Origin of the sequence: Pseudophaeobacter sp. 1A16562 (assembly GCF_041008785.1) — a bacterium.
GTDB lineage: Bacteria > Pseudomonadota > Alphaproteobacteria > Rhodobacterales > Rhodobacteraceae > Phycobacter > Phycobacter gallaeciensis_A.
In genome coordinates this window covers 99433-122385 of the sequence record NZ_JAXGFT010000003.1, presented here as the reverse complement: position 1 = coordinate 122385, position 22953 = coordinate 99433, and the positions used below count along the sequence as shown (strand labels likewise).

Below are 22953 nucleotides of genomic sequence, written 5' to 3'. Positions count from 1 at the left end.
CCGGGGTGGCGCGGGAGCCGGATGGCTTAACGCATAGTCAGAAAGACGTCAGAGATGCCCTTCGGGACATCAAACACGCGAGACGAAACGTCTCATATTGCTAAAGGACTAAAAGCTATGACCAGCATTCTGACGAACAACGGCGCAATGGTCGCTCTGCAGACCCTGAACTCCATCAACATGAATCTGGAGAATACCCAGAACGCGATTTCCACCGGTAAGGACGTCGCAACAGCCAAGGACAACTCGGCCATCTGGGCGATCTCGAAAGTCATGGAATCGGATGTTGCCGGCTTCAACGCCGTGGGCGACTCGCTGGCTCTGGGGGAATCCACTGTTGCGGTTGCAACGGCCGGCGCCGAACAGATCACCGAGCTTCTGAAAGAGATGAAGGAAAAAGTGGTCAATGCGACCGGGGAGAACGTGGACAGCGGCAAACTCGAAGCTGAAGTTACCGAGCTGAAAAACCAGATCACCTCGATCATCAAAGGGTCGCAATTCAACGGTGCGAACCTGCTGAACACCGCTGGTGGCGACCTGACCGTTCTGTCCTCGCTGGACCGCGATTCCACGGGTACAGTCACCGCGTCGAACATCACCGTAAGCTCGGTTGATTTTGAAGCCAGCCTGTCCCTGGGGACCATCGATGTTTCAAATTCAACACAGGCTGAAGCTTCCATCGCGAAGATTGAAGCTCTGATCCAGACTGCGGTTGACGGCGCCGCCGCCCTGGGTGCTTCGGCAGCCCGCATCGAAAAGCAGGCCGAATTCGTCTCAAAGGTATCTGACGCGATGAAGAGCGGCATCGGTGCGCTGGTGGATACTGATATGGAAGCCGCATCCGCGCGATTAAAGGCGTTGCAGACGCAGCAACAGCTAGGCGTACAGGCGCTATCGATTGCCAACTCGGCACCGCAGACCCTGCAGCAGCTGTTCCGTTAAACGGCCTGATCTGGGGCGCGCCAGACGCGCCCCGGTTTCCTATTCTCAACACTCATTGATGAGTTCAACACGCATTCCGGTCTGAAACACCCGGCCCTTTGGGAAGTGCTAAGGAAGGTCAGGCGCAATCAAAACCCATCGGAAAGCCCCATTGGGGCCGCCCGACTGAACCAAAAGCCTTGGATCAGAAGCTGGAGAACACTGCGCACCTTTATAACTTAAGAAAAACTCCAGGGAAATTTAGGGAAAAATTTACGAAGCCAAACTCCACGCATTAGGATTCCTTTAGCAATCATCACGGCAAAGTGTCTCTGCGCCTCGGGAAACGGGGGGGCGCGGAGGCCGGACGGCTGAACGCATAGTCAGAAAGACGTCAGAGATGCCCTTCGGGGCAGGGAAAACTCGGGACGAAACGTCTCAAAACGCTAAAGGAATAAAAGCTATGACCAGCATTCTGACGAACAACGGCGCCATGGTCGCTCTGCAGACCCTGAAATCCATCAACATGAATCTGGAGGACACCCAGAACGCGATTTCCACCGGTAAAGACGTCGCAACTGCCAAGGACAACTCGGCAATCTGGGCGATTTCGAAAGTCATGGAATCGGACGTTGCCGGTTTCAACGCCGTGGGCGACTCCCTGGCTCTGGGTGAATCCACTGTTGCGGTTGCAACTGCCGGCGCCGAACAGATCACCGACCTTCTGAAAGAGATGAAGGAAAAAGTGATCAATGCAACCGGCGAGAACGTGGACAGCGGGAAACTCTCCGCTGAAGTCACCGAGCTGAAAAACCAGATCACTTCGATCATCGGATCGTCGCAGTTCAACGGTGCAAACCTGCTGAACACCGCTGGTGGTGACCTGACCGTTCTGTCCTCCCTTGACCGGGATTCGACTGGCACAGTCACCGCTTCGAACATTACCGTAACCTCGGTTGATTTTGAAGCCACCCTGACTCTGAGCAGCGTCGACGTCAGCACTTCGACAGCCGCTGAAGCTTCCATCGACGACATTGAAGCTCTGATCCAGACTGCGGTCGACGGCGCCGCCGCCCTGGGTGCTTCGGCAGCCCGCATCGAGAAGCAGTCCGCATTCGTCTCAAAGGTGACTGACGCGATGAAGAGCGGCATCGGTGCGCTGGTGGACGCTGATATGGAAGAAGCATCCGCCCGATTGAAAGCATTGCAAACCCAGCAACAGCTGGGTGTACAGGCTCTGTCGATTGCCAACTCGGCACCGCAGACCCTGCAGCAGCTGTTCCGTTAAACGGCCTGATCCGGGGCGCGCCAAGCGCCCCGGTTTCTTTTCTTTAGCCCGTCATCGATGAACGAAGTGTCGGCCTCGACGAAGGACGCACTGAAAAAGAAAAAGTCATTTTCGCAATGAAACTGCTGATCGAAGAGTTCATCAGTTTTTCCGATCTAGAACGCCAGTCCCTTTCACAGGTGCAGGGCAAGATCACCCGCATTCAGACCCCCATCGAAAAATACCATTGAGGGTATCCTGGGGTGCCCGCATTGAGTGTTCCGATTTGAGTGGCACTGTATCATCTGAATCTGATCCACCATGACAATACATTCAGGCGCTGGCGGCCGATAGCGCTCTGCGCCCCGATCAGGTTGTATTGAATGCGCCATTGCTCAATCCGCATTGGGCTTCCCGCAGACTGTAGAAGATCTCTCCATTTAGCAACTCGCCGCGGCAACGGACATTGAAGGTCTCGCAGCATTCGTCCCCGACCATCGCTGCCCCCTGTCCCTACAGCACTTCTACCTGTCCAAATTTCGATGCAGGCTCTTCAGGTATTTTCGTTTCCAGCCATCGCCGATACCTCAAATTTGGGAAAAATCCACATCAGTTTAACCCCCTTTCCGGGGGCCACTCCAATCCGCTCAGGCGGATCACGGATAGCGGGCCGGCGTCGGCTACGCAAAGGTCCGGTGCTATACGACAGCACAGGCCGCAAGACCCGCTTTGGCGCCCGGGTTGGATCAAAAACTGGAGCGGCGCGCCCAAGAAGACACAACCCTTAAGTGATTTCACGGAGGCGTGATCTCCCGATTAGCACTCCCTTAGCAAACGTCACGGCAATGTCCAATCGCGCCTCGGGAAACGGGGAGGGCGCGGAAGCCGCACGGCTTAACGCATAGTCAGAACGACGTCAGAGACGCCCTTCGGGGCATCAAACACGCGAGACGAAACGTCTCATATTGCTAAAGGACTAAAAGCTATGACCAGCATTCTGACGAACAACGGAGCAATGGTCGCTCTGCAGACCCTGAACTCCATCAACATGAACCTGGAGAATACCCAGAACGCGATTTCCACCGGTAAGGACGTTGCAACGGCCAAGGACAACTCGGCCATCTGGGCGATCTCGAAAGTCATGGAATCGGACGTTGCAGGTTTCAACGCCGTGGGCGACTCGCTGGCCCTGGGGGAATCCACTGTTGCGGTTGCAACGGCCGGCGCCGAGCAGATCACCGACCTTCTGAGAGAGATGAAGGAAAAAGTGATCAATGCAACCGGGGAGAACGTGGAAAATGGCAAACTCGACGCCGAAGTTACCGAGCTGAAAAACCAGATCACCTCGATCATCAAGGGGTCGCAGTTCAACGGTGCAAACCTGCTGAACACCGCCGGCGGTAACCTGACCGTTCTGTCCTCCCTTGACCGCGATTCCACGGGTACAGTCACCGCGTCAAACATCACCGTAAGCTCGGTCAATTTTGAAGCCAGCCTGGACCTGACAACCATCAAAGTCGGCACTTCTGCAGAGGCTGACGCTTCCATCGACGACATTGAGAAACTGATCCAAACTGCGGTTGACGGCGCCGCCGCCCTGGGTGCTTCGGCAGCCCGCATCGAAAAGCAGGCCGAATTCGTCTCAAAGGTGTCTGATGCGATGAAGAGCGGCATCGGCGCGCTCGTGGACACTGATATGGAAGCGGCATCCGCGCGATTAAAGGCATTGCAGACGCAGCAACAGCTAGGCGTACAGGCGCTATCGATTGCCAACTCGGCGCCACAGACCCTACAGCAGCTGTTCCGTTAAACGGCCTGATCCGGGGCGCGCCAGGCGCGCCCCGGTTTCTTATCCTTAGCCCCTCATCGATGAACGAAATGTCGGCCTCGGCGAAGGGCGTACTGCCATGATGGATGCCGCTTTGAAAAAGAGAAAAGCCGTCCTCGTGCGAAAAGAACAGGCGATCAAAAAGCTCAACAGTGTTCCGACCTGAAACGCCAGCCCTTTTCGATGGCGTGAGGCAAGGTCACGCGCATTCAGAACCCATCGAAAAGTGCCATTGGGGAGGGGCATCCGCTCAGTCGCAGCACGAATGGCGGACCTGTGCCAGTTGCGTGGCGATTGCAATCAATGGCCCCCACGCACGAGCCTAGATGAGGTCCCCCGTACAGGTCTCACCAAAGCCCAGTTGAGCCCCAAACGTTGACAAGAGCGAAGAAAACCGCGCGTCCTGCGGCGAGCAGGTCATTCGGACAGGTCCGGATCTATACGAAGGCGCAGGCCGCAAGATCCGGTTGGCACCAGATTGGATCAAATATTCGAGAGGTATGCGCAAGCCTGCTCAACTTAGGCGGAATTCTAGAGGCCCCAACTCTCGCCGTTAATGTTCTCTTAGAAACTATTGCAGAAAGGTATAATCGCGCCTCGGGAAACGGGGGGGCGCGGAAGCCGCACGGCTTAACGCATAGTCAGAACGACGTCAGAGACGCCCTTCGGGGCATCAAACACGCGAGACGAAACGTCTCCAAATGCTAAAGGACAAAAAGCTATGACAAGCATTCTGACGAACAATGGCGCAATGGTCGCTCTGCAGACTCTGAACTCCATCAACATGAACCTGGAGAACACCCAGAACGCGATTTCCACCGGTAAAGATGTCGCAACGGCCAAGGACAACTCGGCAATCTGGGCGATCTCGAAGGTCATGGAATCGGATGTTGCCGGCTTCAACGCGGTAAGCGACTCGCTGGCTCTGGGTGAATCCACGGTGGCGGTTGCAACGGCCGGCGCCGAACAGATCACCGACCTTCTGAAAGAGATGAAGGAAAAAGTGGTCACTGCAACCGGGGAGAACGTGGAAAATGGCAAACTCAAAGCCGAAGTCGACGAGCTGACAAAACAGATCACCTCGATCATCAAAGGGTCGCAGTTCAACGGTGCGAACCTACTGAACAAAGCTGGTGGCGACCTTACTGTTCTGTCCTCGCTTGACCGCGATTCCACCGGTACGGTCACCGCGTCGAACATTACCGTAAAATCGGTCAATTTTGAGGATGGCCTTACGCTAACCGGCATCGATGTCAGTTCTTCGACAGCCGCTGACGGTTCCATCGCGAAGATTGAGGCTCTAATCCAGACTGCGGTTGACGGCGCCGCCGCCCTGGGTGCTTCGGCAGCTCGCATCGAAAAGCAGTCCGAATTCGTCTCAAAGGTGTCTGACGCGATGAAGAGCGGCATCGGTGCGCTCGTGGATACTGATATGGAAGCAGCATCTGCCCGATTGAAAGCGTTGCAGACACAGCAACAGCTAGGCGTACAGGCGCTATCGATTGCCAACTCGGCGCCACAGACCCTACAGCAGCTGTTCCGTTAAACGGCCTGATCCGGGGCGCGCCAGACGTGCCCCGGTCTTTTCCGTTCCCCCCTGATGGATGAGCTCAACAGTTATTGCCGACCAGAACCGCCAGCCCCTTCGGGACGCAAAGGAAAGCCGTGCACAACTTAGGGATGTTGCCGCTGGCAATTACAGAAAATTCTACAGAATCGGCCTCTCCGAATTAGCACTCCCTTAGCAAATATCGCGGCAATGTCCACTTGCACCTTGGAAAACGGGGTGGCGCGCAAGCCGAACGGCAGAACGCACAGTCAGAAAGACGTCAGAGATGCCCTTCGGGGCAGGGAAAACTCGGGACGAAACGTCTCAAAACGCTAAAGGAATGAAAGCTATGACCAGCATTCTGACGAACAACGGCGCAATGGTCGCTCTGCAGACCCTGAACTCCATCAACATGAACCTGGAGAATACCCAGAACGCGATTTCCACCGGTAAGGACGTCGCAACTGCCAAGGACAACTCGGCCATCTGGGCGATCTCGAAAGTCATGGAATCGGACGTTGCAGGTTTCAACGCCGTGGGCGACTCCCTGGCTCTGGGGGAATCCACTGTTGCTGTTGCGACAGCCGGTGCTGAACAGATCACCGAGCTCCTGAAGGAGATGAAGGAAAAAGTGGTCAATGCGACCGGGGAGAACGTGGAAAACGGGAAACTCGAAGCCGAAGTTACCGAGCTGAAAAACCAGATCACCTCGATCATCGCATCGTCGCAGTTCAACGGTGCGAACCTGCTGAACACCGCTGGTGGCGATCTGACCGTTCTGTCCTCTCTGGACCGCGATTCCACCGGTACGGTGACCGCGTCGAACATCACCGTAAGCTCGGTTAATTTTGAAGCCAGCCTAGACCTGACAACCGTTATGGTCGACACTCCCGCAAACGCTGAAGCTTCCATCGACGATATTGAAGCTCTGATCCAGACTGCGGTCGACGGCGCCGCCGCTCTAGGTGCTTCGGCAGCCCGCATCGAGAAGCAATCCGAATTCGTCTCAAAGGTGACTGATGCGATGAAGAGCGGCATCGGTGCGCTGGTGGACGCTGATATGGAAGAAGCATCCGCCCGATTGAAAGCGTTGCAAACCCAGCAACAGCTGGGTGTACAGGCTCTGTCGATTGCCAACTCGGCACCACAGACCCTGCAGCAGCTGTTCCGTTAAACGGCCTGATCTGGGGCGCGCCAGACGCGCCCCGGTCCTTTATTCTCAGAGAACCTGAAGAAATAGTACGTTAGGATAACACGTGAATGCCCTTCTGAATGCGAAGCGCGCCTATTCGGCGGCGAAAGCCCCGACCCGCACACCAAAAGACCTGGAGTTCGAGGCAATCGCCCGGATCACGCACCGTATGATCAGTGCTTCCAAACAAGGGTCAAAAGGCTTCACTTCACTTGCCGAAGCTCTCCATGACAACCGAAAACTTTGGCAGATTTTCCGCTCGGATGTCGCCGACTCGGACAATGGGCTTCCAGAAGAACTTAAAGAACAAATCGTATATCTCGCAGCGTTCACAAGCCAACACACCAGCCAAGTACTCTCCCGTAAATCGGGAATTGGCCCCTTGGTAGAAATCAACACAGCCATCATGCGTGGCCTTCGCAGTGGAGCAACCTAAAATATGAGTGGACTTGTTCTGAAACTCGCCCCGAAAGAGCGCGTTCTTGTTAACGGCGCTGTTATTGAAAACGGGGATCGTCGTAGCCGCCTTTCGATTGTAACTCCAGACGCAAACATCCTGCGTCTCCGGGACGCGATCCGTCCCGAAGAGGCAAATACCCCCGTCCGCCGCGTCTGCTATGCAGCGCAGTTGGTCCTGACAGGTGACAGCAATCCCGAAGAAGACCGCCTGCCGATGCTGCGCCGCATCGAAGAGCTCAGTCAGGTTTTCACCGATTCCGACAGCCGTGCGGCATTGGCCGAGGCCACGGAATCTCTGCTGAATGACAACCATTATCGCTGCCTGAAAGCGCTGCGGGCCTTGCTGCCGCGCGAAGAACGCCTGATGGCCATTCGCCCGTCATGATCCTCTACCAGCCAATCATACCCGCCGACGGGATTGTTGGATGGAGAATTCTGCAGGCGACCTACGACAAGCAGTTCGAAACGTTCTCCAACGACACCCTGCTCAAACGCGAGAGCGACTATTTCCGCGAGAATATCGGAAATATCAAAACAGCTGGCGATTTGGTGAAAGACACCCGCTTGCTGGGCATCGCTCTGGGGGCTTTCGGCCTTGACGATCAGCTCCCTATGAAGGCCCTCGTCCAGAAGGTTCTGGAGGAGGGGTCTTCGGCGGATGATGCATTGGCGAACAGATTGGGAGACGACCGCTGGGTTGCCTTCACCGAAGCATTCGGGTTCGGTCCCGGTGACACAGTCAAAACCGGGTCCGTGGAGGACATGGAGAACATCATCTTCTCCAACAAAACCCAGTCTTTCGAAGCCGCGGTCGGCGTACAGAACGAATCCATGCGGATTGCGCTGTTTGCCGAGCGCGAACTGGTCAATATCGCAACCGACCTAAACGAGGACGGCGAGCCAACCTCCATTGATACCAAATGGTACAATATCATCGGTCAGCCCGCCCTTCAGAAGATGTTCCAGACAACGTTCCACCTGCCGCCGAGCTTTATTCAGCTGGACGTGGACCGTCAGCTCGAAATCTACAAGGATCGCGCGCAGAACTTTCTTGGGACCGACGATCTGGGTGTCTATGCCGATCCTGAAAAGATGGAAGAACTGACAACACGCTACCTGGCTCAGGCGCAGCTTGCCGATTACCAATCCTCGCAATCAAGTGCCTCGACCGCGTTGCGGCTGCTCCTTGGCTCCTAGGCGACAAGACACATCCAAACCATGCAAAAGGCGCCTGTCGGTATTGTTCGACAGGCGCCTTTGTTTTTACCATCCTATTGAGACCATCCAGGCACGGCGCGTCGGCCGTGCCTAGGTCCGTTTCAACGCGCGCCTGCTGCGGCGCGGCGCAAGAGCAGTTTCAGGCGGTCGAAACTGCTCTTCACACCGTTGGGGTCGTCGCGGCCAAAGAAGCCGTCCAGCTCTGGCCAGAGTTTCACTGCCGTATCGAGAACCGGATCCGTCCCTTCTGAATAAAGGCCAGCGCGGATCATGACTTCGGACTGTTCATAAGAGCCGAGGTATTTCCGCACGTCGAGGATCAGGTCGTTCTCTTCCTTGGTCGCCGCGGCTGGCAGGCTTCGTGACACCGACCGCGACACATCGATCGCCGGGAACCGGCCGCGTTCCGCGATTTCGCGGTTGAGCACGATATGGCCGTCCAGAACCCCGCGTAGGATGTCGGCAATCGGTTCATCCATATCGGAGCCGGCAACCAAAACGCTGAAGACCGCGGTTATATCACCCTGGTCTCCGGTGCCGGGACCTGCTCGTTCGCACATGCCCGTGATCAGCGGCGTGACCGAGGGTGGGAAGCCGCGCAGGGCCGGCGCTTCGCCGGAAGCCGCCGAGATTTCGCGGTGGGCTTCGGCAAAACGCGTAACCGAGTCGGCCAGCAGCAGGACGTTCTTGCCTTGGTCGCGGAAATGTTCCGCAATCGTCATCGCCGCCCAGGCACAGCGCCGTCGCACCAGCGGCGATTGATCGGATGTCGCGGCAACAACAACCGCGCGGCGCATGCCTTCCGGCCCCAGAACCTGCTCAACAAAGTGATTTACTTCGCGCCCACGCTCCCCGATCAGCGCCATGACGACCACATCGGCCTCCATATGCTGTGCCAATTTTGCCAAAAGCGTCGATTTACCAACACCAGACCCCGCAAAAAGGCCAATCCGCTGACCACGCACAATCGGGAGAATCGTATTGAACACCGACAAACCCGTATCCAGACGCTCTCCCATATGGCGGCGTCCGGCGGCTTTTGGCGGCGGCGTCATCAGGTCACGTGCTTGTGACCCCCGCAGCAATGGCCGCCCATCAAGAGGCTCTCCGAAAGGATCGATAACCCGACCGATCCAGTTGTCACTTGGTGCAAACTGCGGCGCAGGATAGAGAAGAACCGCATCCCCGATCGCGACACGATCCGGAGTTTTGTCTGACAACATACTGATTTTGCTTGCTTCAATCTTCAGAACCTCGCCATGAAGTTCGTCATTTGGACCGCGACGCAACACCAGGCGATCCCCGATGCGGGCGATATTCTGCAGGCCTGCAATCTCGATCTCACCGCCAACAATACCAATCACACGCCCGACCGGCGTCGACAGTCGTTTGCTGGCGATTTCTTCAGTCATGGCTTTTAGCTCAGCAATCATTGTCCTGGCCTCCAATTGTTTCCTGCAACAATTTCTAAAGGAATCGGGGTTAAGCCTTGATTGAAATTGATCGAGGGAGAAGCCCCGGTGTTTACGGAACTGAATGTTTTTAAAATCGCATATGCCATGGCGACCCATGCGGGTAAGCGCCAGGCTCTGGTGTCGCAGAACGTCGCGAATGCGGACACCCCTGGCTATCATGCCAAGGACATCAAACCCTTCAAGGAAGTCTACGCTGCAAAGGCACGGCCCGGCGACATGATCGCCAGCCGCGGCTCTCATCTGAATGGCGCCTCCGGCGTCGGCATGGATTGGGCCGTGACAGAATCGGTAGATGGCAGCGACCCCAACGACAACTCCGTCTCGATCGAGACAGAGATTCTGAAAGGGGTCGAAACGAAGCGCCAGCACGATCGGGCACTGGCGATCTACAAGTCGTCGATGAACGTCCTGCGCACCAGCATCCGCACCACCTAGACCGAGGGCTGATCCATGAGCGAATTTGCCAAATCCCTGAGCGTAACCGCCAGCGGCCTTCAGGCCCAAGCCAAACGTCTGCGCCACGTATCTGAGAACATCTCCAACGCCGACACCCCCGGTTACCGCCGCAAGACCGTGCCGTTCCAGGCCGTGCGCGACATCAACACCGATGTCGAAAGTGTCAAGGTCGGCCGCGTGTCGCTGGACCGCAGCGAATTGGAACAGGTCTATGACCCCTCGCACCCGCTTGCCGATGAAAGCGGCCACTACAAGGGCTCCAACGTAGATCTGATGATCGAAATCGCAGACGCCCGAGAAGCCCAGCGCAGCTACGAAGCTAACCTCAAAATGTTCGACCAGACGCGGCAGATGTCCTCGTCCTTGATGGACCTGTTGAGAAAATAAACTCCCCCTGAACCAGGAGATCCAGAATGGATATTCGCACTCTTTCCGCCGCAACCGGCTATGCCGCCGCCCGCCCTGCAACGCAGGCAGATCCGGAATTCACCGGCGCCACGCCGGGTGAACGGGCCAAGGCGAGCTTTGAAAACTTCACCAACACACTGCAGCAGGGTGAACAGATGTCCGTGCAGGCCATGACTGGCAACGGCGACCCCCACGCGCTGGTGCAGGCGCTGGCACAAACGGAACTGGCGGTAGAAACCGCAGTGACCGTCCGCAACAAGGTGGTCGAAGCCTACCAGGAAATCCTGCGGATGCCGGTCTAAGCCATGATGAGTGAGGGCGTTTTCTACGACACGTTGCGGCAGGCCCTTTGGGCAGCCGTGGTGATGTCGACGCCGATTCTGGTCGTGGCACTGGTCGTCGGCCTGGCCGTCGGCCTGTTTCAAGCTCTGACATCGGTCCAGGAAATGACGCTGACCTTCGTGCCCAAACTCGTCGCGATCCTCATCGTCTTCTGGATGTCGATGGGCTTCATGACACAAACACTCGTGGCGTTTTTCAACGGCCACGTCATTCCAATGATTTCCGGAGGTTCGTGATGGAAACCGCAGGGTATGCAACACTGTCCCGTCAAACCGGCCTGATGCGTGAAATGCGGGTGGTGGCGAACAATATCGCCAACTCCGCAACCACGGGCTATCGCTCCGAAGGGCTGATTTTTTCGGAATACGTGCAATCAGCGCCAGGGCAGCAATCCATGTCGATGGCACGCGCGAATATTCACAACACCTCGATGGAGCAGGGCCAGCTGACCAAGACCAACGGCACCTTCGATTTTGCGATCGAAGGCGATGCCTTCTTCATGGTCGAAACCCCGCAAGGTCAGCGGCTGACCCGCTCCGGCGCGTTTTCATCCAATGCCCAGGGGGATCTGGTCACCATGGATGGCCACCGGGTGATGGATGCCGGTGGCGCACCGTTGTTTGTGCCGACGGATGCCGAATCCTTCCAGGTCGGCTCTGACGGCACGCTCAGTGCCGATGGCCAGCCCCTGGGCCAGATCGGTTTGTTCAAGCCGGTCGAGATGCACACCATGTCCCGCGAAGACGGGGTGATGTTCCGCGTCGATGGCGAAATCGAACCCGCGCTTGAAGGCCGGGTCCTGCAAGGATTTCTCGAAGGATCGAACGTTAATGCCATTCAACAGGTGTCGCGCATGATCGAAATCCAACGGGCCTATGAAATGGGCCAAAGCTTTCTGACAACCGAAGACGAGCGCATCCGCGCCGCCATCAAGAACCTGATCAAGTAGGAGAAACACCATGCGTGCCCTTAAAATCGCGGCCACCGGTATGAGCGCGCAGCAGCTGCGTGTCGAAACCATTTCGAACAACCTCGCGAATATGAACACCACCGCCTACAACGCGCGGCGGGCGGAGTTCGCCGACCTGCACTATCAGCAGGTGTCGCGGGCGGGCACGGTGAATGCCTCGGATGGGACCGTTCTTCCCACCGGTGTTCAGGTTGGCCTTGGTGTGCGTCCCGCTGCCATCTCGGTTCATCTGTCGCAGGGGCCGCTGCAGGAAACCAACAATGACCTGGATGTGGCCATCGACGGCAAAGGTTATCTGGAAGTCACCCTGCCCTCTGGTCAGACCGCATACACCCGCGATGGTGCCTTGAAACAATCTGGAGAAGGGCTGATCGTCACCTCTGACGGCTATACCGTTTCTCCTGAAATCACCATTCCCGATGATGCCCGCAGCATTTCGATCAACGCCGAAGGTGAAGTTTACGCCTATTTCGACGAAACCGCCGAAGGTCAGATCCTGGGCCAGCTGACCCTCGCGGGTTTCTCCAACCCCAAGGGGCTGGAGGCGATCGGCAGCAACCTCTTCACTGAGACCGAAGCTTCCGGGGCACCTCTGGTTGCCACCGCAGGCGAAGACGGTCTTGGCACCCTGCGCCAGGGTTATCTGGAGGCCAGTTCGGTCGATGCGGTGCGCGAAGTCACCGAACTAATCGAAGCGCAGCGCGGCTATGAAATGAACGCCAAGGTCATCTCGGCAGTCGACCAGATGATGGGCGCAACCACACAGGTCCGCTGATGAAACTCAAGCTCGCCCTCCTTGTGACGCTGATCGCGCAGACCGCCTGGGCCGATATCCTGGTCCCGGTTCGCACGGTACGCCCCAAGGAAATTCTGACGGCATCGGATCTGGCGCTCAAACCCGGCGAGGTTCTGGGTGCCCTGTCCGACCCCGAAGAGGTGATCGGTCAGGAAGCCCGCGTTGCGCTTTATCCGGGTCGCCCCTTGCGGCCCGGCGATGTTGGCCCCCCGGCCATCGTCGAGCGCAACGACATGGTGATTCTGACCTTCGTTCAGGGTGGGCTTTCCATTTCCGCCGAAGGGCGCGCGCTTGGACGCGGCGCCGAGGGCGAACTGATCCGCGTGATGAATCTGGCATCACGCACCACTGTAACCGGACGCATAGCAGCCGACGGATCCGTCGAGGTACGAAAATGAAACACACAGCATTCACTTCCAAAGCCGCCCTGGCAGGGCTGATCATTCTCGGCGCTTGTGGGCGGGCTGATCACCTTGGCAAGCCACCGTCGTTTTCGCCGGCCAATGAATCTTCCGAACATGTCGCGATGCTCTGGCAGGGCCTGCCGCAGGACAGCCAACCGCGGCGCGCTGTCGATAGCGCCTCTTTGTGGAGCGGTTCGCAACAGTCCCTTCTGGGCGACCGCCGCGCCATCAAGAAGGGCGACATCATGACCGTGGTCATCGAGATTGATGAAACGGCAGAGATCAAGAACGACACCGCGCGCTCCCGCTCCGGCTCGGAAAGCATGGCACTGCCGCAGCTTCTGGGGCTGCCTCAGCGCCTGGATCGTCACCTTCCGGATGGAGCCAGCGCCTCGAACGCGGTGGAACTTGGCAGCTCCAGCTCGGCTGCGGGCAAGGGATCGGTGAAACGCAGCGAAAAACTGGAACTGCGGGTGGCAGCCACCGTGGTTGACGTACTGCCAAACGGAGTTTTGGCGATCAGCGGCTCGCAGGAGTTGCGAGTGAACTTCGAAATGCGCGAACTCCTAGTGTCCGGCTATGTACGGCCGCAGGATATCAGCCGCCAGAACGAGATCACCTACGACAAGATCGCGTCGGCCCGCGTGTCCTACGGCGGACGCGGCCAGATCACCGACATGCAGCAACCGCGTTACGGCCAACAGGTCCTGGACGCCATCCTGCCATTCTGAGGTAAACCATGCTTGCAAAGATACTGCCTCTCATCCTGCTGATTGTGGGCACCGGCGCTGGAATTGGCGCCGGGATCATGATGGCGCCCGAACCGGCCCCCGAGCATGAAATGGCCTCAACCGGGGAAGAACACATGGCCCCGCCGACGGAAACTATGGACGACGGGCATGGCGCCGCCGAGTCCATGGAGGGTGGAGAGCATGATTACGTCAAGATCCCGAACCAGTTCATCGTTCCCGTTGTTGAACACGACGAACTGACCTCTTTGGTTGTGATCACTCTCAGCCTGGAAACAAAACCCGGTATGGCGGATAAAATTCGCACCTTTGAACCCAAACTACGCGATGTATTCCTGCAGGTACTGTTTGACCATGCAAACATGGGCGGCTTCAAAGGCGCGTTCACTCGCTCTGACGTGATGCACCCCCTACGCACGGCGCTGCGTGAAGCCGCACAGCGGCAGCTTGGACGTGACGTCTATGACGTCCTGATCATGGATATGACCCGCCAAGACGTCTGATACAACTTACCTATATACAACAAAAAGGCCGGACCTTGATTGGTCCGGCCTTTTGCGTTTCGCCTGTCACTGTTGCGTTTCGCCAATACGTTTCGCCTGCCACCAAAGCTGTGTGACCTTGCCTGAGACCTCTTCGCGCCGCTCTTGTTTCAGAGCTGGTCGGGCGCTCCCAGCACCCGGACTTAATTCAACAACTTTTCCTGCAGCGCCTTAATACGCGCGGCCTTGTGCAGATCGCGTTCGGCCTTGGCCATGTCCGCAATGGCGGTCTTGCGGCCAAAGGATTTGCGCAGTTTGTCCATTGCCATCAGCTTCTTTGCCGTGACCTGGGCCAGTTCGGTGTTCAGTTCCCGCTTTGCCCGGGTGTGCCAGCCTTCCCACAGCAGATCAGCGCCCAACGCTTTCATCATGTGGTTTTCATCTGCTTCACTGCGTGTGGCCTGCACATGGGCGTTCAGCTTGGTAAGCTGCCCACGCAAACGGGCTTCCTCATCCAGAATCGGCTTCACCCGCGCATGTTCGCGCAGATATTGCGCCGCAGTCACCGCTGCCATTTGATCCAGCATCTTCTGTTTCATCAGACCCCTCCTTTCGCCCGCTGGCGCATGGCCTCGGCAAACCGGATGGCCGCCGCAACAGGAGCATAGTGCTCTTCCATGATTTCCTCACCGATTTCGATGGTGGCGTGCAACGCCCGGGCAGTGGGCGGATCACTGTGGATCGGTACCGCATGTTCGTTGGCAACCCGCCGGATTGCGGCGGCAACCTCATCCACCCCTTTGGCAACGCATTTCGGGGCAGAGCCTTTTTCCCGGCTCCACTGCAGCGCAACCGCATAGTGGGTCGGGTTGACGATCACCACATCGGCCTTGGGAACATCAGCCATCATCTGACCCATGGCGATTTGTTGGCCCTTCTGACGGCGTTGCCCCTTCACATGTGGATCGCCTTCGGAATCCTTCACTTCATCCTGGATTTCCTGGCGCGACATCATGTTCTTACGTATGTGCTCGGCGTGCTGAAACACCGCATCCACGACACCGACCGGCAATGCGAGCAACAGGGCGATAATAAGAAATTCCATTCCCAGCTGCGCCAACATCGCGACGACGGAAAAGGCACCCGTTCCGGAGGAGGCAATCATCTCTGGCAACCGGTAACTAAGATAGACACCAAGACAAATCGAATAGAGAACTAGCTTTACGAAGCTCTTGAGAAACTCAAACAATCCAGCACGGCCGAATTTGTTCTTCGCGTTCGAAATGATAGAGATCTTTGACATCTTCGGCTCCAGCTTGCTGGGCGCAAAGACCAGCGCGCGCTGTGCCAGGATCGACAACAGCACCGCACCAAAGGGCAGAATGAAGATCGGCAAAATAGGTATCACCAAAGCCATCAGGATCCCGCCGACGGGGGCGCTTGCGGCGCCGGTGAACATTTGCTGGGCCAGCCGGTCGGGTTGATCCAACAGGGATATCAGCACCGTTCCGAAGCCCTCGACCATGCCACTGCCAGAAACATATAGAGCCACGACCAGCCCCAGATAGGCAGCCGCAACCGACAGATCGGTGGATTTGGCAACCTCGCCTTTTTCCCGTGCCTTCTGAAGCTTCTGCGCCGTCGGCTCGAATGACTTATCTGAGTCGTCGTCACCACCGCTCATGGTATGTTGCCTCCCGGATTTGCAAGGAACGTCATCAACGCCCGAACCCAGACATCCAAGATCACCGGGCTGCCGACCATCAAAATAAACAAGCCGCCAAAGGTGATCACCGGCGCCCCGACAAAGGCCACCATCAGCTGTGGCATCGCACGGTTAATGACGCCAAGTGCCAGATTGTAGATCACCGCCGTAATCAGGAAAGGTGCCGCAAGGGTAAATGCCATGTAATAGCTTTTGGCAACCCGGTGGACGCCCCATTCGGAAAGACCGCCCGCCGCCGGGAAAACCCCGGCCGGAAAGGCGTCGTAGGAATAGATCATGAACTCTGCCACCCGCACGTGCAGGCCCATCATCACTGCCAGCGCCAGGCCAGAGATCAATAGAACAGCGCCAAGGGCCGGCATCGGTTCTGCGCCGATACCGCCCAACACCTGCGACAGCGAGGTACTTTGCGCGGCGATGGTGCCGGCGGTCTGGAGACCGTGAACAAAGAACCGGATCCCGACACCAAGCGCCAGCCCGACGACAGCCTCGCTGGCGGCGTACCCTGCAAACTGCAAGGCGCTTGTGGGCTCGGGGATTGCGGGCAGCGCAGGGGCCACAATCGCGGTAAAGGCAATGGATAGCGCCAATTTAACCCGCATCGACACATATTGCTCACCAAAGGCGGGCAGCACGGACACGATCGCCGAGATCCGTAAAAACACGATGGCCGCGTGCCAGAAGCCCGCCCCCAGAAGCGCAACCAGCCCTGGGGGAAGATCCAGCAGGTTCATGCTTGCACCATCCCCACGAGCGCCGGGCGGGCCTCCAGCCCGATTTCCTCGAAGGACAGCACCGGGTTGGTAATGCCGCGCGACTTCAGGATCGTGCGCAGATAACGGCGGCGGCGGGTCGAGGTGACAACCGCAGCAAAAATCCCCTGCTCGGTAATCGTGTTGAGCCGCTCGCTCAACCCTTCGGCCAAGCGGTTGAACATGTCGGGCGGCAGCGCGATATCCATCCCCCCGCCCTGGATGTCCACCTGATAGGTCGAGAAGGTGTCTTCCCATTCCGGCGCCAGTTGGATCAGCGGAATGGTACCATCTTCGCGCTTCATCTCTGCCACCAGTTGGAACCCCATGCGCTGACGCACGTGCTCGCAGATCAGTTCGGGCTGGGTGGTGTGCACCCGTGCCTCTGCAATGGCTTCAAGGATCAGCGGCAGATTCCGGATCGACACGCGTTCATCCAGCAGCAGGCGCAGCACCGAATGTAGCGTGTCCATTGGCACCTTGTCCGGCACCAGATCATCCAGGAGCTTGCGGTTTGCCTCGGCCCGGAAAGCATCCGACAGCTCGGTCATTTCGTTCAGCAGACGGCGCAGCGATTTCAGGGTCAGCAGCCGCGAGAAGTTCTGTTTGATCACCTCAAGCAGGTGGGTGGCCAGGATTTCGGGCGGCGTTACCACGGTCGCGCCCGCAACGGCAGCCGCATCCTGATTCTGGGCTCCGATCCACCGGGCGGGAGCGCCGTAGACAGGTTCTGTCACATCGGTACCGGGCGGCAGTGCCGAATGGTTGTCCGGCATCAACGCCAGCACCATATCCGGGTGCAGCGTGCCACGGGCCTGTTCCACACCCTGAACCTTCACCACATAAGTTCCCATCTCAAGATCCGCCTGATCCGTCAGCCGGATTTCCGGCAGGATCAGACCGAAACTGGTGGCGATATGGGTTCGCATATTGGCAATCCGCGCATCCAGCCCGGTGCCCTCATCCAGAACCATGCTCACCAGATCCGGTGCGAACTCCAGGTGCAGATCGTCAAGGTCAAGAATATCACCAAGCGCCTTGGACGGCGCCGGATTGGCCGCCTCTTCAAGCTGTTCTTCAACCTCGGCCTCTTCGGCGCTCTGTTTTTTCATCTGAATGCGATACGCCGCAAAGCCCAGAGCCGCGCCGCCAACGATGAAGGGCAGGAACGGCAAACCGGGCACCAGCGCGAAGAGAACCATCAGAACCGCAACGGTGGTCAACGCCGCCGGGTGTTTGCCGAACTGTTCGAACAGGGCGATATCGGTGGCGCCGGTGGCACCGCCGCGCGCCAGCAGCAGGGCCGCGGCAATGGAAATGATCACCGACGGGATCTGCGAAACCAGACCGTCGCCGACGGTCAGGATGGCGTAGGTTTCAAAGGCGCTGCCCACCGGCATGCCATGCACCAGAACACCCATCACCAGACCCATCACCAGGTTCAGCAGGGTGATCAGCAGACCGGCAACCGCATCGCCTTTGACAAACTTCGATGCACCATCAAGCGAGCCAAAGAATGTGGTTTCGCGCTGGTCATTTTCACGGCGAGCCCGGGCGGTGGCATGGTCAATGGCACCAGCGGACATATCGCTGTCGATGGCCAGCTGCTTACCAGGCATACCGTCCAGTGCGAAACGGGCGCCCACCTCGGCCATCCGGGCCGCGCCCTTGGTGATGACCATGAAGTTCACGATCAGCAACACCCCAAAGACCACAAGGCCCAGGAAAACACTGCCGCCCATCACGAATTGGGCAAAGCCCTGGATAACATCACCAGCCGCATCGGTCCCGGTGTGACCCTGACCAATGATGAGTTTCGTGGAGGAGACGTTCAGTGACAGCCGCAACATCAGAGAGGCCAGCAGGATCGTCGGGAAGGACGAGAAATCCAGTGGTCTTTCAATGAACAGCGTGATGGTGAAGATCAGAATCGCCAGACCAAAGGAGGCAGCAAGACCAACGTCCAGCACCCAGGACGGCATCGGCAGAATCATCATCACGATGATCGCCATCAATGCCAGCGCCAGCAGCACGGTGGGGCTAAACAGCTGTTGAGGTGTGATTTTGGGCACCTGTAATGTCCCCTATTTCAAAGATGTCAGTGCAGGCCGGGCAGGTGCCACGGCATGCTGGGAATATGTTGAAGACCGCACGGCAGAGGGCAGCTGCCCGGTCCTGGACCGCCGCCGCGAGCGTAGCGAACGGGAAGGACGCAGCGCGCAGCTGTTCGTGCGGGGGAGACCAACCCCTGCCTGTTCAAGCGTTGAGAAAGCGGAGAAAGCGACAGCCGTGTCGCCGGGGCGCAGCCTGTCGAGTGAAGCAGAATCACCCAAGGACGGCGGGACCTGCTCAAGGTGCAACGGCTGCCCAAAGCGCCGCCGCCCAATCAGGCGTATTCTATGTTGTTTTTCCGGCATTCTGCCCGTTCCAATTGCGGATTCATCCGCGGTTCAAGCTAGGCAAAGACGGTTTACAAACCGTTATCGCCCAACGCAAAGACCGCCCTCAAAAGAGAGCGGTCCATGATCTAAAGGAGCCTTCGATTACTCTGTTTCAGCGCGTGCGGCTTTCAGCTGTTTCAGCAGATCTTCGATCCCGCCGCGGGTGCCCTGGCTGCTTTCGACAAGTGCACGGGCATGGGCCAGCGGTGTCAGACCTTCGGGATCCTTCGCAGTCTCGCCGATTTCTGTGGTCATGTCGGCAACTTGCCGGAACGGAGTTCCCTCATCCGCTTCCAACGACTGGATCGCTTCCAGGTTCTCGGAGTGCCAGAAGCCGCGGGCCGCCGCGTTCTTGTCCTCTGCGACCTGCATGTATTCACCCGACCGGCCGTATTCACCATTGCGCCACAGCGCCTCGGCGCGCAGACGGTTGGCCTCGGTACTCTCCAGCCCCATCAGTTCAACCAGAGCCCGCTGAGGCTTATTCAACGCCAGAGCTGCTTCGGCCAGCATCTCGCGGCGTTTCTCGTTTTCGGGCTCCAGCGCCAGTTTCTTCAGCAGGGACATGGCCTGCTCTGCAAATCCGAGATCCAGCAACCGGCGCGCGATGATATCTGCGACCGGCGCCGCTTCTCTGGCGGTGGATTGCATCGCAAAGACGAGCGCATACTGAAGGAAGGTTACGTCGTCCGCGCGCTCTGTGAGAAGAGTCATCAAAGGTTCCAGAGCGGCCGTGCGGGCGGCCGGACCATCGCGGTTGCTGAGTTCCTTCAGCTCTTGGAATGCATCGTGGAAACGTCCGGTGAGCGCCAGGGCTGTGATCTCGGCCTTGCGCAGATCCGCCCCCAGTTCGCCGTCGCGATTCTCGTGCTCATAAGAGCCGACAACATCCGGCACGTCCGGCGACAGAGCCTTGTCTTCCTTATAGCTGAGCGCAATCAGCTCAATCAGGGCAACCGGAGTATTCTCTGTGCGTTCCGCAACAGCTTCGGTCAGTTTTTCCGCGGCCTTTTCCGTGTCCCCTTCCAGATCCGCAATCGCGGCCTCGGCCATATTCAATTCCGGCACGTGATCAACACCGGTCCGGTTCACCGACCTCAGGATCGCCCCGGCTACATGATATTGCTCTGCCTCGGAAAAGAGAGAACTAACCTTGGGGCCAAGGTGCACCCGCAGATGTACAGGCAAACGCCCAAACGCCTGCTGAATGGCATCGGTATTGGCACCTTTCTTGATTTCACCATCCGCCAATACCGACCACAGGGTAGTGTCGCCGTCACAGATTTGCTGTCCGGAAAACGGATGGTTTATCGGCAATGTCTCGCCTTCAACGAGATCCGCCAAAGCATTCAGGATATTTTTGTTTTCCGGTGTCAGCCGGTCCTCGGGCATGGCCTGGATCATCGCCTTGGCTTCGGCGCCAAAGCCGAAAAAAATGTAGAGTTTCGCCAAGGCCAGCACACCTGCCGGATTAACGTCGTCAAACTCGCGAACTAACGCACTGCGCAGCGGTCCCACCTGATCGGCAAAGGAGCTGTCATTGCCCCAGTTGTATACGGCGATACCATGATCAGGCAGGCACAATTCGGATTCATCCTCTTCGTCACGGGCGCGGGCAAGAAGCCCCGCCTCCCGATCGACTGCGGATGTAATGGAGATATTATCCAGTGGATCCAGTGGGCGCCCATCCCGGTCCAGCGGATTGATCTGCCGCTGTCCGGCATCGATCTGCCCACCTGCGATGGCGATGTCCAAAAGACCCTGGTTCGCGGCCCGGCCAATCTGACGCAGCAGGCGCTGTTCAGAGGCGTTCACGGTCGCAGCGCGGGCCGATTCTTCCATATCGAGAAGCAGATTCACTTCCGGCAACGTCATCGGCTCCTGCGGCTCGCCCATATTGGCCTTGACGGGATCCGGCGTCGGCACATTGCTTGCTTCGGCACGCGGCTCCAACGGCAATAGCGTCGGCAGACGTAACTGTTCGGCGCTCGTTGCGGCGTGCATTTCGGACTGGGCAACGGGCGCCTCTACACGAGTTGTACTGGTTGCTGGCGCGGGTGGTGCGCTGCGTTCCACCGCAGCAGCGAGATCCAGCGCCAGGCGGGCATCCGCGATGGCGCTTTGTCCCAGATTGAACCGGTAACCGGATGTCGGTTGCTCGGTTTTCGGCTCCTCGGCGGTTTGCAAAGGAAGGGAGGGCACGAAGGGCCGACCATTGCCTACGGCGGCACCACTGCCTGCCGTGGAATAGACTGGTTCATCGTTGCCATCACGGATATCGATCACGAGATAGCCATCGCGTTGCACGTAAGACCGGATTTCGCAGTTGCAGCCCAGATCCATCCGCAACGGCTGCCCGGGCGCGGCCTGCCCGATGGCCTGCAACCGGTCCCTCGGGATCAGGTTGAAAACGCGGGACGTGTCATAAACGATGTCCCGGGCGCCGATGTTCAATGTCGCACTTCGCCCACTTTGGGTCAGAGACCAGTCCGCCCCATTCGGCAGACGCATAACCAGCCGGGAAAATCCGTCGTGTTCACCTGAGCGGGCCACGATCGTCTGGGCCCGGGCTTCGCCCGAGACCAGAAGACTGGCCAAAACTGTGGCAGTTATCGCGAGTGCGCGCCAAATCATGCTGCGTCCTGTTTCACCGATCTGAGAGCTTCTTCCAGTTCCGAAAAACCGGGGCGGATGTGAGACGGGGTATTCTGACGCCCGACCTCGATGCAGATTGCTGCCGCGTGGTTATGCAGGTTGGCCACCAGTACTTCGCGGATCAGCTGATAGAAATGCGCGTCTTCCTCGGTCACCGATTTGACCTTGCTGGCGAAGGGGCCAACCAGGCCATAGGCCAGGAACACGCCAAGGAAGGTACCGACCAGGGCGCCGCCGATCATCTTGCCCAGAACCTCTGGCGGCTGGTCGATCGAGGCCATGGTCTTAATCACACCCAGAACCGCCGCAACAATCCCCAGGGCCGGCAGGCCATCTGCCATGGTCTGAAGCGCGTGGCTGCCGTGCATGGCGTGATGCAGGTTGGCTTCCATCCGCTTTTCCAGAACTTCCTCGACCTGATGCGGGTCGTCGTAGTTCATCGAGGCCGAGCGCATGGTGTCGCAAATCAGGTTCACCACCTCCTTGTCGGCCACGATTTTAGGGTATTTGTTAAACACCGACGAATTTTCCGGGTCTTCGATATGCTGCTCCACCTCGACCGGGTTCGCACGGGCGATCCGGATCAGGGAAAAGAGCAGGCACAGCAGATCCCGGTAATCATCCGGCTTCCACTTGGGGCCCTTGAAGACTTTCCCAACATCCTTGAGCGTGTGTTTGATACCGCTCATGTCATTGCTGATAAGAAAGGCACCGACCGCTGCCCCGCCAATCATCATCAGCTCAAAAGGAAGCGACTTCAGGATGATGCCCATCTTGCCGCCAGCCATCAGATACCCGCCAAAAACCATGGCAAAGATGACGACAATACCTATAATCCCGATCACAGGTTCACTCCGAATTGT

24 protein-coding genes and 1 pseudogene are annotated in these 22953 nt (G+C 58.0%); 17 read left to right on the top strand and 8 right to left on the bottom strand.

The window, feature by feature from the left end:
• Nucleotides 1–117 precede the first annotated feature (117 nt).
• Together SM764_RS05025 and SM764_RS05020 are read left to right on the top strand one after the other, a co-directional pair.
• On the top strand, nucleotides 118–942 hold the full coding sequence (locus SM764_RS05025; protein WP_369001184.1) for a flagellin N-terminal helical domain-containing protein: 825 nt from the start codon (nucleotides 118–120) through the stop codon (nucleotides 940–942).
• A 442-nt stretch (nucleotides 943–1384) separates the two neighbouring features.
• A complete protein-coding gene (locus SM764_RS05020; RefSeq protein ID WP_065272147.1) occupies nucleotides 1385–2209 on the top strand; it encodes a flagellin N-terminal helical domain-containing protein in 825 nt (274 codons plus the stop codon).
• A gap of 302 nt (nucleotides 2210–2511) precedes the next feature.
• Here SM764_RS05020 and SM764_RS05015 read toward each other — a convergent pair.
• Nucleotides 2512–2668: pseudogene (locus tag SM764_RS05015) on the bottom strand (integrase core domain-containing protein); the annotation flags it as partial.
• A 505-nt stretch (nucleotides 2669–3173) separates the two neighbouring features.
• On the opposite strand from SM764_RS05015, the gene SM764_RS05010 reads away from it, so the two are divergent.
• The 6 genes from SM764_RS05010 to SM764_RS04985 all read left to right on the top strand — a co-directional run bounded on the left by SM764_RS05010 (nucleotide 3174) and on the right by SM764_RS04985 (nucleotide 8413).
• On the top strand, nucleotides 3174–3998 hold the full coding sequence (locus SM764_RS05010; protein WP_274829382.1) for a flagellin N-terminal helical domain-containing protein: 825 nt from the start codon (nucleotides 3174–3176) through the stop codon (nucleotides 3996–3998).
• A gap of 739 nt (nucleotides 3999–4737) precedes the next feature.
• A complete protein-coding gene (locus tag SM764_RS05005) occupies nucleotides 4738–5562 on the top strand; it encodes a flagellin N-terminal helical domain-containing protein (RefSeq protein ID WP_274829381.1) in 825 nt (274 codons plus the stop codon).
• A 352-nt stretch (nucleotides 5563–5914) separates the two neighbouring features.
• Complete coding sequence (locus SM764_RS05000) at nucleotides 5915–6739, top strand: flagellin N-terminal helical domain-containing protein (protein WP_065272143.1); 825 nt, start codon at nucleotides 5915–5917, stop codon at nucleotides 6737–6739.
• Nucleotides 6740–6821: 82 nt separating this feature from the next.
• Nucleotides 6822–7193: a flagellar biosynthesis regulator FlaF gene (flaF, locus tag SM764_RS04995; protein WP_274829380.1), complete on the top strand. Its 372-nt coding sequence runs from the start codon at nucleotides 6822–6824 to the stop codon at nucleotides 7191–7193.
• 3 nt (nucleotides 7194–7196) lie between these two features.
• Complete coding sequence (gene flbT, locus SM764_RS04990; protein WP_065272142.1) at nucleotides 7197–7601, top strand: flagellar biosynthesis repressor FlbT; 405 nt, start codon at nucleotides 7197–7199, stop codon at nucleotides 7599–7601.
• Entirely contained in the window at nucleotides 7598–8413 is an 816-nt protein-coding gene (locus SM764_RS04985) for a DUF1217 domain-containing protein (protein ID WP_369001183.1), read from the top strand. Before flbT ends, SM764_RS04985 begins: the two co-directional genes overlap by 4 nt.
• A 122-nt stretch (nucleotides 8414–8535) precedes the next feature.
• Here the strand turns inward: SM764_RS04985 and SM764_RS04980 are convergent, their stop codons facing one another.
• Nucleotides 8536–9867: a FliI/YscN family ATPase gene (locus SM764_RS04980; RefSeq protein ID WP_368948597.1), complete on the bottom strand. Its 1332-nt coding sequence runs from the start codon at nucleotides 9865–9867 to the stop codon at nucleotides 8536–8538.
• Nucleotides 9868–9954: 87 nt separating this feature from the next.
• Here SM764_RS04980 and SM764_RS04975 point away from each other — a divergent pair, with 87 nt between their 5' ends.
• From SM764_RS04975 to SM764_RS04935, 9 genes are read left to right on the top strand one after another with little or no spacing between them, the layout of a single operon-like run.
• Entirely contained in the window at nucleotides 9955–10344 is a 390-nt protein-coding gene (locus SM764_RS04975; RefSeq protein ID WP_274831686.1) for a FlgB family protein, read from the top strand.
• Nucleotides 10345–10359: 15 nt separating this feature from the next.
• Nucleotides 10360–10752, top strand: a complete 393-nt coding sequence (flgC, locus tag SM764_RS04970; protein ID WP_065272140.1) for a flagellar basal body rod protein FlgC — start codon at nucleotides 10360–10362, stop codon at nucleotides 10750–10752.
• Between the two features lie 26 nt (nucleotides 10753–10778).
• The gene (gene fliE / locus SM764_RS04965; RefSeq protein WP_065272139.1) at nucleotides 10779–11075 is read left to right on the top strand and encodes a flagellar hook-basal body complex protein FliE; all 297 of its coding nucleotides are present in this window, start codon (nucleotides 10779–10781) and stop codon (nucleotides 11073–11075) included.
• 3 nt (nucleotides 11076–11078) lie between these two features.
• Nucleotides 11079–11351 carry a flagellar biosynthesis protein FliQ gene (fliQ, locus tag SM764_RS04960; RefSeq protein ID WP_065272138.1) on the top strand — a complete coding sequence of 91 codons (273 nt, stop codon included), beginning with the start codon at nucleotides 11079–11081 and terminating at the stop codon, nucleotides 11349–11351.
• Nucleotides 11351–12064 (top strand): flagellar hook-basal body complex protein, encoded by a 714-nt coding sequence (locus SM764_RS04955; RefSeq protein ID WP_065272137.1) that lies wholly within the window; start codon nucleotides 11351–11353, stop codon nucleotides 12062–12064. Before fliQ ends, SM764_RS04955 begins: the two co-directional genes overlap by 1 nt.
• Nucleotides 12065–12074: 10 nt before the next feature.
• The gene (flgG, locus tag SM764_RS04950) at nucleotides 12075–12860 is read left to right on the top strand and encodes a flagellar basal-body rod protein FlgG (protein ID WP_065272136.1); all 786 of its coding nucleotides are present in this window, start codon (nucleotides 12075–12077) and stop codon (nucleotides 12858–12860) included.
• On the top strand, nucleotides 12860–13279 hold the full coding sequence (flgA, locus tag SM764_RS04945; RefSeq protein ID WP_065272135.1) for a flagellar basal body P-ring formation chaperone FlgA: 420 nt from the start codon (nucleotides 12860–12862) through the stop codon (nucleotides 13277–13279). Before flgG ends, flgA begins: the two co-directional genes overlap by 1 nt.
• The gene (gene flgH / locus SM764_RS04940; protein ID WP_065272134.1) at nucleotides 13276–14016 is read left to right on the top strand and encodes a flagellar basal body L-ring protein FlgH; all 741 of its coding nucleotides are present in this window, start codon (nucleotides 13276–13278) and stop codon (nucleotides 14014–14016) included. Before flgA ends, flgH begins: the two co-directional genes overlap by 4 nt.
• Before the next feature lie 8 nt (nucleotides 14017–14024).
• Nucleotides 14025–14537, top strand: coding sequence for a flagellar basal body-associated protein FliL (locus SM764_RS04935; protein ID WP_368948541.1), 513 nt, complete (start codon nucleotides 14025–14027; stop codon nucleotides 14535–14537).
• A gap of 182 nt (nucleotides 14538–14719) precedes the next feature.
• Here the strand turns inward: SM764_RS04935 and SM764_RS04930 are convergent, their stop codons facing one another.
• The 6 genes from SM764_RS04930 to motA form a co-directional block, all read right to left on the bottom strand.
• Nucleotides 14720–15115 carry a hypothetical protein gene (locus tag SM764_RS04930; protein WP_065272132.1) on the bottom strand — a complete coding sequence of 132 codons (396 nt, stop codon included), beginning with the start codon at nucleotides 15113–15115 and terminating at the stop codon, nucleotides 14720–14722.
• On the bottom strand, nucleotides 15115–16200 hold the full coding sequence (gene flhB / locus SM764_RS04925) for a flagellar type III secretion system protein FlhB (protein ID WP_065272131.1): 1086 nt from the start codon (nucleotides 16198–16200) through the stop codon (nucleotides 15115–15117). The genes SM764_RS04930 and flhB overlap by 1 nt, the downstream gene beginning before the upstream one ends.
• The gene (locus SM764_RS04920; RefSeq protein WP_065272130.1) at nucleotides 16197–16976 is read right to left on the bottom strand and encodes a flagellar biosynthetic protein FliR; all 780 of its coding nucleotides are present in this window, start codon (nucleotides 16974–16976) and stop codon (nucleotides 16197–16199) included. The genes flhB and SM764_RS04920 overlap by 4 nt, the downstream gene beginning before the upstream one ends.
• Nucleotides 16973–19006, bottom strand: coding sequence for a flagellar biosynthesis protein FlhA (flhA, locus tag SM764_RS04915; protein ID WP_420480638.1), 2034 nt, complete (start codon nucleotides 19004–19006; stop codon nucleotides 16973–16975). The genes SM764_RS04920 and flhA overlap by 4 nt, the downstream gene beginning before the upstream one ends.
• 531 nt (nucleotides 19007–19537) lie before the next feature.
• Nucleotides 19538–22069: a tetratricopeptide repeat protein gene (locus SM764_RS04910; protein ID WP_369001182.1), complete on the bottom strand. Its 2532-nt coding sequence runs from the start codon at nucleotides 22067–22069 to the stop codon at nucleotides 19538–19540.
• A complete protein-coding gene (gene motA / locus SM764_RS04905) occupies nucleotides 22066–22935 on the bottom strand; it encodes a flagellar motor stator protein MotA (protein WP_065272128.1) in 870 nt (289 codons plus the stop codon). Before motA ends, SM764_RS04910 begins: the two co-directional genes overlap by 4 nt.
• Between the last annotated feature and the right edge of the window lie 18 nt (nucleotides 22936–22953).